The 13,431-nt window shown below is 67.0% G+C and carries 13 protein-coding genes; 5 read left to right on the forward strand and 8 right to left on the reverse strand.

The window, feature by feature from the left end; translation table 11 throughout:
- Nucleotides 1-264: 264 nt before the first annotated feature.
- Nucleotides 265-2,094 carry a glutamine--fructose-6-phosphate transaminase (isomerizing) gene (glmS, locus tag HWX03_RS00005; protein ID WP_175869784.1) on the reverse strand — a complete coding sequence of 610 codons (1,830 nt, stop codon included), beginning with the start codon at nt 2,092-2,094 and terminating at the stop codon, nt 265-267.
- 156 nt (nt 2,095-2,250) lie between these two features.
- On the opposite strand from glmS, the gene HWX03_RS00010 reads away from it, so the two are divergent.
- Entirely contained in the window at nt 2,251-2,742 is a 492-nt protein-coding gene (locus HWX03_RS00010; RefSeq protein WP_006479823.1) for an Lrp/AsnC family transcriptional regulator, read from the forward strand.
- Between the two features lie 29 nt (nt 2,743-2,771).
- Here HWX03_RS00010 and panB read toward each other — a convergent pair whose 3' ends face one another.
- Complete coding sequence (gene panB / locus HWX03_RS00015) at nt 2,772-3,626, reverse strand: 3-methyl-2-oxobutanoate hydroxymethyltransferase (protein WP_175869785.1); 855 nt, start codon at nt 3,624-3,626, stop codon at nt 2,772-2,774.
- Between the two features lie 78 nt (nt 3,627-3,704).
- Here panB and HWX03_RS00020 point away from each other — a divergent pair, with 78 nt between their 5' ends.
- Nucleotides 3,705-4,523: a helix-turn-helix transcriptional regulator gene (locus tag HWX03_RS00020; protein WP_175869786.1), complete on the forward strand. Its 819-nt coding sequence runs from the start codon at nt 3,705-3,707 to the stop codon at nt 4,521-4,523.
- Between the two features lie 13 nt (nt 4,524-4,536).
- Here HWX03_RS00020 and HWX03_RS00025 read toward each other — a convergent pair whose 3' ends face one another.
- A complete protein-coding gene (locus HWX03_RS00025) occupies nt 4,537-5,070 on the reverse strand; it encodes a methylated-DNA--[protein]-cysteine S-methyltransferase (RefSeq protein WP_175869787.1) in 534 nt (177 codons plus the stop codon).
- Nucleotides 5,067-6,536 (reverse strand): DNA-3-methyladenine glycosylase 2 family protein, encoded by a 1,470-nt coding sequence (locus HWX03_RS00030; protein WP_175869788.1) that lies wholly within the window; start codon nt 6,534-6,536, stop codon nt 5,067-5,069. Before HWX03_RS00030 ends, HWX03_RS00025 begins: the two co-directional genes overlap by 4 nt.
- A gap of 321 nt (nt 6,537-6,857) precedes the next feature.
- Here HWX03_RS00030 and HWX03_RS00035 point away from each other — a divergent pair, with 321 nt between their 5' ends.
- Entirely contained in the window at nt 6,858-8,150 is a 1,293-nt protein-coding gene (locus tag HWX03_RS00035; protein WP_175869789.1) for an MFS transporter, read from the forward strand.
- A gap of 80 nt (nt 8,151-8,230) precedes the next feature.
- On the opposite strand, the gene HWX03_RS00040 is transcribed toward HWX03_RS00035, so the two are convergent.
- Nucleotides 8,231-9,334 (reverse strand): LacI family DNA-binding transcriptional regulator, encoded by a 1,104-nt coding sequence (locus tag HWX03_RS00040; protein ID WP_174431923.1) that lies wholly within the window; start codon nt 9,332-9,334, stop codon nt 8,231-8,233.
- A 70-nt stretch (nt 9,335-9,404) separates the two neighbouring features.
- Here HWX03_RS00040 and HWX03_RS00045 point away from each other — a divergent pair, with 70 nt between their 5' ends.
- Complete coding sequence (locus HWX03_RS00045; RefSeq protein ID WP_175869790.1) at nt 9,405-10,241, forward strand: NAD(P)-dependent oxidoreductase; 837 nt, start codon at nt 9,405-9,407, stop codon at nt 10,239-10,241.
- Between the two features lie 28 nt (nt 10,242-10,269).
- Here the strand turns inward: HWX03_RS00045 and HWX03_RS00050 are convergent, their stop codons facing one another.
- The 3 genes from HWX03_RS00050 to HWX03_RS00060 form a co-directional block, all read right to left on the reverse strand.
- Nucleotides 10,270-10,590 (reverse strand): DUF1330 domain-containing protein, encoded by a 321-nt coding sequence (locus tag HWX03_RS00050; RefSeq protein ID WP_175869791.1) that lies wholly within the window; start codon nt 10,588-10,590, stop codon nt 10,270-10,272.
- 159 nt (nt 10,591-10,749) lie between these two features.
- Entirely contained in the window at nt 10,750-11,445 is a 696-nt protein-coding gene (locus HWX03_RS00055) for a hypothetical protein (RefSeq protein ID WP_175869792.1), read from the reverse strand.
- 129 nt (nt 11,446-11,574) lie between these two features.
- Nucleotides 11,575-12,033, reverse strand: a complete 459-nt coding sequence (locus tag HWX03_RS00060; RefSeq protein ID WP_175869793.1) for a MerR family transcriptional regulator — start codon at nt 12,031-12,033, stop codon at nt 11,575-11,577.
- Nucleotides 12,034-12,109: 76 nt separating this feature from the next.
- On the opposite strand from HWX03_RS00060, the gene HWX03_RS00065 reads away from it, so the two are divergent.
- On the forward strand, nt 12,110-13,342 hold the full coding sequence (locus tag HWX03_RS00065; protein WP_175869794.1) for an NADH:flavin oxidoreductase/NADH oxidase family protein: 1,233 nt from the start codon (nt 12,110-12,112) through the stop codon (nt 13,340-13,342).
- The last annotated feature ends 89 nt before the right edge of the window (nt 13,343-13,431 follow it).

The raw sequence follows: 13,431 nt of genomic DNA on the forward strand, positions 1-13,431 counted from the left end.
TCGCGACGCTGCCTGCGATCAAATCGGCAGCATGATTGCCTCGGACGTTCCACTTAAAAATCTCAGAAAACTGTCCGAATGAGCGAGGCCACCTCTCAACAACCACAAATTTTCTAAGAGTTCTCGGTGGTCTGGAAGAGCGTCCCGCGCGTTACGGGGCGGGCCTGTCCGGCAAAATCGCCCCCCCCTTCGGAACGCTTCTATTTGGAGCTACGGGACGTTTTCATTTTTGGCGAACAGGTGATAAGGGGGAAATGATCCCCCTCACTCCACCGTCACCGACTTAGCCAGATTCCTAGGCTTATCAATATCCGTCCCCCTTGCCAGCGCAGCGTGATACGCCAGCAACTGCATCGGCACCGTATGCAAGATCGGCGACAACGGCCCGTAGTACTCATTCAGCCGAATCACCTCGATTCCCTCACTCGGCACCAACCCACAGTCCACATCCGCGAACACGAACAGCCGCCCATTCCGCGCACTGACCTCATGCATGTTCGACCTGAGCTTCTCGAGCAGCATGTCATTCGGCGCAACCGCGATCACCGGCATTTCATTGCTGACGAGCGCCAGCGGCCCATGCTTCAACTCCCCCGCCGGATAAGCCTCAGCATGAATATAAGAAATCTCCTTCATCTTCAGCGCGCCTTCCAGCGCGATCGGATAATGCATCCCGCGCCCGAGAAACAGCATGTTGTCGCGTCGCGCGAGCAACTCCGACCACGCCATGATCTGCGGTTCCAGCGCGAGCACCTTCGACATCGCATCGGGCAGATGCCGCAGCGCGCGCAGATGTTCCTTTTCTTCATCGTCACTCAACCGCCCGCGCACCTGCGCCAGTGACAGCGTCAACAGGAACAGCGCAACGAGCTGCGTCGTAAACGCCTTCGTCGAAGCCACGCCGATCTCGATCCCCGCGCGCGTCACGAACTGCAGCGCACATTCGCGCATCAGCGCGCTCGTCGCGACGTTGCAAATCGCCAGCGTGTGCATCATCCCGCTGCGTTTCGCGACATGCACGGCCCCGAGCACATCGGCCGTCTCGCCGCTCTGCGACACGGCAACCACCAACGTGCGCGGATTCGGCACACTGTCGCGATAACGAAACTCGCTGGCAATCTCGACGCTGGCCGGCAGCTTCGCGATGCTTTCGATCCAGTATTTCGCGGTCAGCGCCGCGTGATAGCTGCCGCCGCACGCGAGCAGCAGCACCGAATCGACGTCATTGAACACGCGCCACGCGCCGTCGCCGAACAGCTCCGGCATGATCGACGAAACGTCGAGCAGCGTATCGGCCACGGCCTGCGGCTGCTCGAAGATCTCCTTCTGCATGTAGTAGCGATACGATCCGAGATCGGCCGCGCCGCTATGCGCGGCGACGCGATGCACCGCGCGCTCGACGCGCTGGCCGTTCGCATCGACGATCCAGTAGCGATGCAGTTGAATGTCGGCGACGTCGCCGTTCTCCAGGTGGGCAATGCGATCGGTGATGCCGGACAGCGCAATCGCGTCGGACGCCAGAAAATTCTCGCCTTCGCCGACCCCGACCACGAGCGGCATCCCGTCGCGCGCGCCGACGATCCGGTGCGGCTCGTCGCGGCACATCACCGCGATCGCATAGCTGCCGCGCAGTCGCGCGACCGCTCGCCGTACCGCATCGAACAGGTCGCCGTCGTACAGATGGTCGATCAGGTGTGCGATTGCCTCGCTGTCGGTCTGGCTCGCGAACACATAGCCGTGCGCCTGCAGTTCCGCGCGCAACTGATCGCAGTTCTCGATGATCCCGTTGTGCGACAGCGCGATGCGTGCGTTGGCGTCGCTCGGCGAGAAGTGCGGATGTGCGTTGAGCGTGACGGGCGCGCCATGCGTGGCCCAGCGCGTATGCGCGATGCCCGTGTAACCGGACAACGCCTGCCCGGCGATCTCGCGCTGCAGGTTCGCGACCCGATCGACGCTGCGGGCGCGCGCCAGCGCGCGGTCGCGGTAGACCACGACGCCGCACGAGTCGTAGCCGCGGTATTCGAGCCGCTTCAGGCCGTCGACCAGGTTCGGCAGGATGTCCCGCTGGGCAACCGCCCCGACAATTCCACACATATCGCGCTCCGTAAATGTCCTGTCTGGATCAGTGAGAGCGATGGTAGAACCAGCGAAATGGAATTAAATTTCAAAAAATGACAACAAGTGAAATGAACAGTAGATCGGCTATCATGTTGAAATTAAATTTCACCTTCTAACCGGAAGGAGTGGCCGATGGCCGGCATCACCCTCGACGATCTCGACCTGCGCATCCTCGCGATCCTGCAGGACGACGCGTCGGTGTCCAACCTGCAACTGGCCGAGCGCGCGCTGTCGTCGCCGCCCACCTGCATGCGTCGCGTGCGGCGGCTGACGGAGGCCGGCGTGATCCGCCGGCAGGTCGCGGTGCTCGACCCGGTCGCGATCGGCACGGCCGTTACCGCGCTGATCGAGATCAGCCTCGACCGGCAGACGGCCGAAGACTACGACGCGTTCGAAGCGTACGTGTGCGCGGAGCCGGCCGTCACGCAGTGCTATCGCGTGTCGCCTGGGCCCGATTTCGTCGTGATCGCCGATCTGGCCGATGTCGCCGAATACGACGAATTCGCGCGGCGGCTCTTCACCGGCGCGTCGAACGTCCGCAACGTGCGGACGTTTTTCTCGACGCATCGCGCGAAATTCGAAGCGAACGCGCGGGTCGCGCATGCGATGCGCAAGCGCACGTAGCGTAAGGTGACCGCGCCGTTCGTCCGGCATCACGCAGCAGCGGCCGCGTCCGCCAGTTGCAGCGGCTTGCCGTATCCGAAGCAATGCGCGGGCTCCGGAAATACGCGCTGCCGCACGTCGTGCGCGTACTGGCGGATCGCGTCGCGCATCACCGCATTCGCATCCGCATAGCGCTTCACGAAGCGCGGCGTGTACGCATCGAACGCGCCGATCATGTCCTCGGTCACGAGCACCTGTCCGTCGCACGCGGGCGATGCGCCGATACCGATCGTCGGGATCGTCAGCGTTTCGGTCAGGTGGCGCGCGAGCGCTTCGGCAGTGCCTTCGATGACGACGCTGAATGCGCCGGCCCGCTCGGCCGCGCACGCGGCGTCGAACACTTGCGCGGCCGAATGCGGATCCATGCCCTGCGCGCGGAAGCCGCCCGTCGCGTTGGCCTGCTGCGGCATGAGGCCGACATGCGCCATCACCGGAATGCCGCGATCGCTCAGGAAGCGGATCGTGTCGGTCATCTCGCAGCCACCTTCGAGTTTCACGGCCTGCGCGCCGGTTTCGGCGAGCAGCCGCGCGGCGGAGCGATAGGCTTGCGCGGGCGATTCCTGGAACGTGGAGAACGGCAGGTCGACGACGACGCACGCCTGCGCGGCGCCGCGCACGACGGCCGCCCCGTGTGCAATCATCATGTCGAGCGTGACGCGCAGCGTGTCGGGCATCCCGTACAGCACCATGCCGACGGAGTCGCCGACGATGATCACGTCGGCCACGTCGTCGACGAGTTTCGCCATCGGTGCGGAATACGCGGTCAGCGACACGAGGCTGCCGATGCCTTTGGTCGAGCGGATCGCGGTGACGGTCTTGCGGGTGATGCGGGTATGAGCGCTCATGTGCGGAAGCCGTGTGAAAAAGGGAGCCGCCACGGTAGCATCGCGCTCGTTCGCGCAATGACCTTCGGAGGACGTTTTATGCTGCTGGCGGGACAACCCGGCGACCCTTACGCGGTGCCGCCGATGGCGCGCCTGCCGAGGCCGCTGTACGTGCGCGCATTCGGCATTCCCGGCAACGTGAGCGTCGACGCGCACAGTCATCCGTGGGCCCAGCTGATGTATGCGACGAGCGGCGTGCTCGAGGTGTCGACGCCATCGGGCCGGCACCTGTTGCCGCCGCACTACGCGATGTGGATTCCGTCGCACGTGCCGCATGCGGTATCGACGCGCGATTGCGTCGCGTTCCACAGCCTGTATCTCGATGCAGCGATCGCGCGCAGCGACGCGAACGACGACTGCACGATTCTCTGCATGACGCCGCTACTGCGCGAACTGGTGATCGCGACCGGCGAATTGCCGGTGGACTACGACGAGGCGGGGCCGGACGGTGCGCTCGTGTGCCTGCTCGCGGACCGGATCGCCCGCATGCAGCCGGCGCCGCTCACGGTGCCGCTGCCGCGCGATCCGCGCCTGCTGAAAATCGCGCGTGCGTTGCATGCCGCGCCGGGCGATCCGCGCAGTCTCGACGAATGGGGTCATCAGGTCGGCGCGACGCGGCGCACGCTGTCGCGGCTGTTCCGGCAGGACACGGGGCTGTCGTTCACCGAATGGCGGCAGGCCGTGCGGCTGCTCGCGTCGCTGCCGCTGCTCGATGCGGGCGAACCGATCGGCACGGTGGCCGCGCGACTCGGTTACGACTCGACGTCGTCCTTCATTGCGCTGTTCCAGGCGAAATTCCGCGTGACGCCCGGCGCGTATGCGAAGCGTGAAGCACGCCGGCCGGTGTTGAGCGCGTGACGCGCATCCCCCATCAGAACGCGAGGGTTTGCTGCATCGGATGACGGGCACCGCGTGAGCGTTCCGCGCCTTCGAGCGACAGCAGCGCGCGTTTGCGCTCGATGCCGCCCGCATAACCGGTCAGGCTGCCCGATGCGCCGACCACGCGATGGCACGGCACGATGATCGATACCGGATTGCGGCCGACCGCGCCGCCCACGGCGCGCGCGCCGCTCATCGGCAGTCCGACGCGTTCGGTGATGTCGCCGTACGACACGAGTTCGCCGAACGGAATCGCGAGCAGTTCCTTCCATACCCGTCGCTGAAACTCGGTGCCGCGCAAGTGGATCGGCACCGAGAACGTGTCGCGCGCGCCGGTGAAGTACTCGGCGATTTCTTCCGCGACCCGGCGTGCAACCGGCGACCTGGCGAGTGCGTCCGCGTCGTGCACGACCGCAAGCGGCGGGAAGTATTTCTGGCCGACGAAGTACAGGCCGGTCAGCACATCGTCCTCGATGCGCACGGCGATGTCGCCCAGCGGGCTCGGAATCAGGTGAGCGGGAGTCATCGCAACACATCTCCATGAAGGCGCCACACATGCAGTGCGGCATACGCGCGCCACGGCGCCCAGCGCGCCGCGTGCGGCGCAGAGGACGGCAGGCGCGCGGGTTCGGTGCGGGCGGGCAGCCACGCGTCGTCAGCGGGGAACGCATTTGGCCACGCCATCGCACGCATCGCGACGTACTGCACCGCGCGTTCGTCGAAGCCGGGCATTGCGCGCAACGCGGCGAGCGTCGCGTCGAGCGGCGCCATCGGTTCGAGCGCGAGCGTGCCGTCGTCGACGGCGCGGGCGAGGGACACGATCGCGCGTGCCGTGTCGCGATCGATGCCGATCGCCTCGAGGGCCGAAGGCGGCAGTGCAGCCAGCGTTGCGGCGCAGGGTAGCGCGTGCGTGAGGCACGGCGGCGCGCCGTCGACCGACGTGCCGAAGCGTTCCGCGAGGCGCGCGAGCAACGGCGTATCCGCCTGCGCTGCCGCAAGCTGCTCGCCCACGATTGCACGGATCGCGATCTCGAGACCGTCGAACGCGCCGGGCACGCGCAGGCCCGGCGAGCCGTTCGCGAGATCGCCGAGATGCGCATCGATCACGTCGGGGCGGCTGTCGAGATCGAACAGCCGGCGCACGCGTGCGAGCACGGCCGGCACGACCGGCGTCAGCGCGGGCGACACGGTGACGGCCAGCGCGAAGCGCTGCGGCACGTGCGCGACGGACAGCCAGCCGGCCACGCGGCCGCCGTCGTTTCGATTCGGCAGTTCGACGATGCGCGCATAACCCTGCGCGTCGATCCGCTCGACGCCGTCGATCTGCCGCTGCGCGAGAAAACGCATCAGGTCGGCCCACGCGAACGGCGGCCGGTACGGCAGCGGGAAGGTCATGTCGCCGTCGGCCGATGTGCCGGCGCCTTTGCGCAGCCGCAACGGATTGAGGCCGTAGCGCTGCCGGAACAGGTCGTTGAAGCGCCGCACGCTGCCGAACCCGGCCGTCGACGCGACGACGGCCACCGGCAGCGCGGTATCGGTCAGCAGCCGCTTGGCCATCAGCAGCCGCTGCGTCTGCGCGAACTCGACCGGCGACACGCCGAACTGCGCGCCGAAGATCCGCCGCAGATGGCGTTCGGTCACGCCGACGCGCCGTGCGAGCGCATCGACGGAATGCGCGTTCAGGAAACCGTCGTCGATCAGCGTCGCGGCCGCGTCGGCGAGATTGCCGGACAGGTCGAGCAGCCCGTGGCCGGGCGCGAGCTCGGGGCGGCAGCGCATGCAGGGCCGGAAGCCGGCTTTCTCGGCGGCCGCGGCGGTCGGGTAGTAGCTGCAGTTTTGCGCCTTCGGCGGCTTCACCGGGCAGACGGGGCGGCAGTACACGCCGGTCGTCGCGACGCCGACGAAGAACCAGCCGTCGAAGCGGCGGTTCCGCGAAAGCAGGGCGTCGTAGCAGGTGTCGGGATCGAGGCGCATGCGACGACTGTAAACCATCCTCGCGGTCGATTCTGGCTGGAATCGGACATGTGTCTCGCCGGCGGCGCGCCTGCCGCACCGCAGCGGGAAAATCGGGGAAAAACGGTTAATGCCACTCTGCGAAACAGTCGTCTCTTTTGCCGTGACTAATTTGAGATGACTCATCGAAATCCCCGACTGACACGGCACCGGCAGACGCCCTATCCTTTGAAAAACGTTTTCCAGATGGGTTGGTGAAAGGGCCAGTGCGTGAGCGCGCGGGCCGTTCGCCCCGGCGCCGGTCGCCGGTCAACGAACTTCGTGCGGCGCGACGGGCGCGACCGCGCATCGGAGACATTCATGCCCACTGCCGTCGTCGGCGCCGTGCGCGCGGCCGCCAGCCGCTACCGCTGGACCGTCTGTGCACTGCTGTTTTTCGCGACCGTCATCAACTACATGGATCGGCAGATCCTCGGCCTGCTCGCGCCGATGCTCCAGCACGACATCGGCTGGACGCAGGTGCAGTACGGCCGCATCGTGATGGCGTTTTCGGCGTTCTATGCGCTGGGCCTGCTCGGCTTCGGGCGCATCGTCGACTGGCTCGGCACGCGCGTGTCGTACGCGGTGGCGATGCTGGTGTGGAGCATCGCCGCGATGCTGCACGCGGCGGTCGGCTCGGTGATGGGCTTCGCGGCTGTGCGCGCACTGCTCGGCGTCGGCGAGGGCGGCAACTTCCCGGCCGCGATCAAGACGACGGCCGAATGGTTCCCGCGCCGCGAACGTGCGCTCGCCACCGGCATCTTCAACTCGGGCGCGAACATCGGCGCGGTGTTCGCGCCGGCGATCATCCCGGCGATCGCGGTGGCCTACGGCTGGCGCGCGGCGTTCGTGATCATCGGCGCGATCGGCATCGTGTGGCTCGCGGTGTGGCTGGTGATGTATCGCACGGCCGACACGCGCGCACTCGCCGCGGAATACGACGAGCCGCGCGACGAAGCCGAAGCGCTCGACGCGGCGAACGCGAACGCCGGCGCGCCGCGCTGGGGCGAACTGATCCGCAAGCGCGAGACGTGGGCGTTCCTGGTCGGCAAGTTCCTGACCGATCCGGTGTGGTGGTTCTACCTGTTCTGGCTGCCGAAGTGGCTCAACGAGTCGCGCGGGATGGACATGCAGCACATCGGCTTGCCGCTCGTCTGCATCTATGCGCTGACGACGGTCGGCAGCATCGGCGGCGGCTGGCTGTCGTCGATGCTGCTGCGCGCCGGCTGGAGCGTGAACCGTGCGCGCAAGACGGCGATGCTGATCTGCGCATGCTGCGTGCTGCCGATCGCGTTCGTGTCGCAGGTGCAGAGCCTGTGGATCGCAGTACTGATCGTCGGGCTCGCCGCGGCCGCGCACCAGGGCTGGTCGGCGAACCTGTTCACGACCGCGTCCGACCTGTTCCCGCGCCGCGCGGTCGCGTCGGTGGTCGGCATCGGCGGGATGGCCGGCTCGATCGGTGGCGTGCTGTTCTCGGAAGTGATCGGCCAGGTGCTGCAGCGCACCGGCCACTACTGGGTGCTGTTCGCGATCGGCGCGTCGGCCTACCTGATCGCGCTGGCCGTGATGCACGTGCTCACGCCGAAGATGAAGCCTGCGAAACTCGACGCGTGATCGCGTCCTTGCATACGAACGCGCCGCCCGAGGGCGGCGCTTCTTTTTTGTGTTCGGGGAAGTGACGCGTCGCGACTGCGTCAGCCGGCCGAGGCCGTCGACGCGCGCATGATCAGCCGCGGCTCGAACGTCGAATAGCTCGCGTCGGTGCGCCCGGCGAGCGCGTCGATCAGCTTCTGCATCGCGAGTTCGCCCATGTTCTCGCTCTGGATGTCGACGGTCGTCAGCGCGGGCGCCGCGTATGCGCCGTACGGCACGTTGTCGATGCCGGCGACGGACACGTCCTGCGGCAGCCGGAAGCCGAGCGACGCGGCTTCCTTCATGAAGCCCAGCGCGATCAGGTCGTTGTAGCAGATCACGGCCTGCGGGCGCTGCGGCCCGAGCATCACGCGCGAGCACGCGCGCTCGCCGGCTTCGGCGGTCGGCGCGTGCGCATCGTGCACGTCGAGCGTGAGCCCCGCTTCGGCGAGGCAGTCGCGCGCGCCCTGGATCCGTTCGTCGTTCACGCGCGCGGTCCCGAAGCCGAGATACGCGATGCGCGTGTGGCCGAGGTTGAGCAGGTGGCGCGCAAGCATGTAGGTCGACAGCCGGTTGTCGATGCCGACGCTCGGAATCGGCAGGCCGGGGCTGCGACGCAGCAGCACGAGCGGCTTGTTGAGGTCGAGCATCCAGCCGGCTTCCTCGTCGGGCATCCGCGTGCTGACGATCAACCCGTCGACGCGCTGCGCGAGCGCCTCGATCAGCGAGCGTTCGCGCGCCTGGCTCTCCTCGGTGTCGACGAGCAGCAGCGTGTAGTCGTGTTGCAGCGCGACGCGGTTCGCACCTTTCACCACGTTCGTGAAGTGCGGGTTGCTGATGTCGAGGATCACGAGGCCGATGGTGCGCGTGCGGCCGGTGATCATCGAACGCGCGAGCGGGTTCGAACGGTAGCCGAGCCGCTCGATGGCCTCCTTCAGCCGAGCCTCGACGGTCGGCGAGAAGCGCTGCGTGCCGTTCACGTACTTCGATACCGTCGCGACCGACACGCCGGCTTCCGCGGCCACGTCGCGGATCGTCGAGGAAACTTTTTTCATCGGAAGGGTAACGTTTTCGTTCGATAACGCCGGATTGTGGCAGAAAAAGCCGGCGCGCAGACAGCCGTCGATATCGGGAAAGTGCGGATGGCTGCGAGCAGGTTCGACCATTGACGTTCGGCGCCGCGTCCGCGTATAGTTGGAAAACGTTTTCCGATTTGGGTAGATTCAAGGAGATTCGATGAACGCCTCATCCACCGCCGCGCGCAAACCGTTCGGCCGCCTGCTGCTGACGGGCGCGGCCGGCAACCTCGGCCGCCAGTTGCGCGGCGCGCTGGCCGACTGGGCCGACGTCGTGCGCGTCAGCGACATCGCGGCGCTGGACGACGCGGCCGCGCATGAAGAAATCCGCGTGGTCGACCTGGCCGACCGGCCGGCCGTGATGCAGCTCGTCGACGGCGTGGACGCGATCGTCCACCTCGGCGGCATTTCGGTCGATGCGCCGTTCGACGATCTGGTCGGCGCGAACATCACCGGCACGTACAACCTGTACGAAGCCGCGCGCAAGCACGGCGTGAAGCGCGTCGTGTTCGCGAGCTCGAACCATGCGATCGGTTTCCATCCGGTCACCGAAGTGCTCGACGCCGATTCCCCGCTGCGCCCCGACAGCCTGTACGGCGTGACGAAGTGCTTCGGCGAATCGCTGTCGCGCTACTACTTCGACCGCTTCGGGATCGAGACGGTATGCCTGCGGATCGGCTCGTCGTTCGAGGTGCCGAAGAACCCGCGCATGCTCGTCACGTTCCTCAGCTATCGCGACTTCATCGAGCTCGTGCGCTGCTCGCTGCTGACGAACCGCGTCGGGCACGCGATCGTCTACGGCGCGTCGGACAACCCGGTGAAGTGGTGGGACAACACGAAGGCCGGCTTCCTCGGCTTCCGCCCGCGCGACAGCTCCGAGCAGTTCGCCGGGCTGTTCCCGGTGACGGCGCCGACCGCCGAGTACGACGATCCCGCGCAGCGGTTCCAGGGTGGCGGGTTCGTTGTGGGCGAGCCGATGGAGCGCAACGCGTCGTAAGCGTCGCCGGCGTCGCCTGCATCAAGCCTCAGCGCAGAATGTCGGTCGCCTTGTGCCGCTCGTCGACGCCGTCGATCAGGATCAACGGGCCGCTCGCGTGCCGTGCGCGCAGCGGCTGGATCTGCCGGTACGCAGCCGATTCGTACCACGCGCGCGCCGTGTCGAGATCGGGAAACGCGATCGCGATCAGGTCGCCGCGCCACACGCCTTCGCGCACTTCCGGCCGCGCGCCGTGAATCACGAAATGGCCGTTGTACGGCGCGAGCGTGCCGTCGATGCGTTCGAGGTATTCGACGATGTCGTCGCACATTTCGACGTCGTGCAGGTGGGCGATGGCGTAGGCGGTCATGGCGGGCTCCTTGGCGTGATGCGGTGCGTGAGTCGATGGAGCCATGATCGCGGCGCGGGCGGCGCGCGTCGATTACCTGCGACGTAAGCAAATCGGGACAATCGTGCCGTATCGCACTTCAGCGACGACCGGCGCGCACCGTCGCTGGCCGTATTGCCATCAATGCTTGCGGCAAGCCGGATCACTTTCGCGCCGTTCCGCCGAATCGCACCAGTAACCCGGTCGCCACGCTTCGAATGTGACGGGCTTGGCCGCATTGGCGCGCGTGACGCGCACCGGGTCGGCCGTCAGCGCATCGCCGTCCTGCTCATAGTTGAATCGCCAGTTCCGGAACACTTCGCGGTGGAACACCCATGTGCGATGCGCAGCCTCGTAGCGAAAGGTCACACGGTCGCGCCAGTGGTTATGGCCGGCGAATACGCCTTGCTCGATCGTGAACGTGCGAGGCTCGACCGTGAGCGCATGGTCGGCGACGCCATCGAGATACGGGTCGTCCATGCCGCCTTCGTCGGCTTTCATGATCACGGTATCGTTGCGCGCGGCCAGCCGGTAGCGCCCGTCCTTGCCCTGCAGGAAAATCATCAGCGGACGCGGCGATGCGTTGCGCATCGAGTCGTCGGGGCGGTGCGCAACGACGACATAACCGTTGCGCGTGCTGTCGGTCAACTGCCCGGACGCGGCATCCATCGCTTCGTAGCCGGCCGGAAGCTGCGCGACGATGTCGTCCGGCAGATCGGGTGTGTCCGGGCAAGCGAACGATGCAGGCGTGTCGGCGCACGTCCTGGCGAAGGCGCCCGCGATGCCGAATGTCAGCAGCGCGGCGACGAGACATCCTTTGATGCGGGGGATCGTCATGCGGATAGGGTCATGAGATTGCGCCACGGCAGCCGACGCATAGGCGTCGACCCGTCTCGCCACGGCGCGAATGGATGGATAGATGGATGGCGCAGCGCAATCCCGCCGCGCAATCCCCCAATGCATCGATCACGCACGCTTGCGCGCCGGCCGTACGACGGGCGTCGCCTCCAGCGGCTCGCTGGCCTGTTCGCACAGCCGGTCGAGCATCCGTTGCGCGGCGCCCGCGCAATCCTCGCCCGCCGGCTTGTTCTCGATCTCGTCGATCAGCGTTTCCAGATGCTGCCGGTTCTGCGCGAGACGCCGTTCGAGCAGCGCGATTTCGTCGACCTTGTGCCGCAGTGCGGCCAGCAGTTCGTCGTGCGGCCATGCGCCGAGATCCGGCGGCAGCACCGCGCGGATCTCGTCGAGCGAGAAGCCCGCGCACTGCGCGCGGTCGATGATCGCGAGCCGCGTCAACGCTTCCGGCCCGTATTCCCGATAGCCGTTCGCCTGCCGGCGGGCCGGTTCGAGCAGGCCGCTCGCTTCGTAGAAGCGGATGCGCGACGCCGCGAGGCCGCTCGCCTTCGCCAGTTCGCCGATTTTCATGATGGGCTCCAAAAGGGCTTGACCTTAAAGTTGACTTTAAAGTTATCGTTGGCCATCGTCAATCGAGGATGTCCCCATGAATCTGTTTGCGCCCCTCACACTGCCCAACGGGGCGGTGATTCCGAACCGTCTGGCCAAGGCCGCGATGGAAGAAAACATGGCCGATGCGGACCACGCGCCATCCGATGCGTTGCTGCGCCTGTATCAGGCGTGGGCCGACGGTCAGGCCGGCCTGATCCTGACCGGCAACGTGATGGTGGACGGCCGTGCGATGACGGGGCCGAACGGCGTCGTGCTCGAAAGCGACGCGCATCTCGACCGTTTCCGCCGCTGGGCGCAGATCGCCCGCTCGGGCGGCGCGCACGTGTGGATGCAGATCAATCATCCGGGGCGCCAGATGCAGGCGGCGCTCGGCCAGACGACGCTCGCGCCGTCGGCCGTGCCGCTCGCGCTCGGCGCGCTGTCGAAGCAGTTTCCGGTGCCGAAGGAGATGACGGCAGCCGATATCGCCGACGTGCAGCAGCGCTTCGTGCGCGCCGCGCAGCTCGCGGAGCAAAGCGGCTTCACCGGCGTGCAGGTGCACGCGGCGCACGGCTATCTGCTGAGCCAGTTCCTGTCGCCGCTGACGAACCGCCGGCAGGATCAATGGGGCGGCAGCATCGAGCATCGCGCGCGCCTGCTGCTCGATATCGTGAAGGCGGTGCGCGCGGCGGTGTCGTCGGCATTCGTCGTCGCGGTGAAACTGAACTCGGCCGATTTCCAGCGCGGCGGTTTCAGCGCGGACGACGCGAAGCGGGTGGTCGAACTGCTGAATCCGCTCGGCGTCGATCTCGTCGAACTGTCGGGCGGCAGCTATGAAGTGCCGGCGATGCAGGGCGAGGCGCGCGACGGCCGCACGCTCGCGCGCGAAGCGTATTTCCTCGAATTCGCGCGCGACATCACCGCCGTCGCCCGGATGCCGCTGATGGTCACGGGTGGGATCCGGCGTCGTGCGGTGGCCGAGCAGGTGGTGAACAGCGGCGTGGCGATGGTCGGCATCGCGACCGCACTGTCGATCGACCCGAACCTGCCGCGCGACTGGCGCGCCGGCAAGGACAGCGCACCGGTGCTGCAGCCGATCCGCTGGAAGAACAAGGTGCTGGGCGCGCTGGCGAACATGGCCGTCGTCAAGTTCCAGCTCACGCGGCTCAGCGAAGGGCGCCGCACGCACCCACGGGTGTCGCCGCTGCGCGCGCTGGTGGGTCAGCAACTCGCCACGCAGTGCCAGACGCGGCGCTACCGGAAATGGATGGCCGGCCCGCGTGCGTGACGGGCCGTTTCGGGTTGGCAGCGGCGCAGCCGGAGACTGACCGACCCGCCGCCGCGCACGCGACGGCGGGCCCGTGGCGTGGCGGCGCG

The sequence above is a fragment of the Burkholderia sp. BCC0397 genome (genome assembly GCF_902832865.1).
In the GTDB taxonomy this organism is placed as follows: Bacteria; Pseudomonadota; Gammaproteobacteria; order Burkholderiales; family Burkholderiaceae; genus Burkholderia.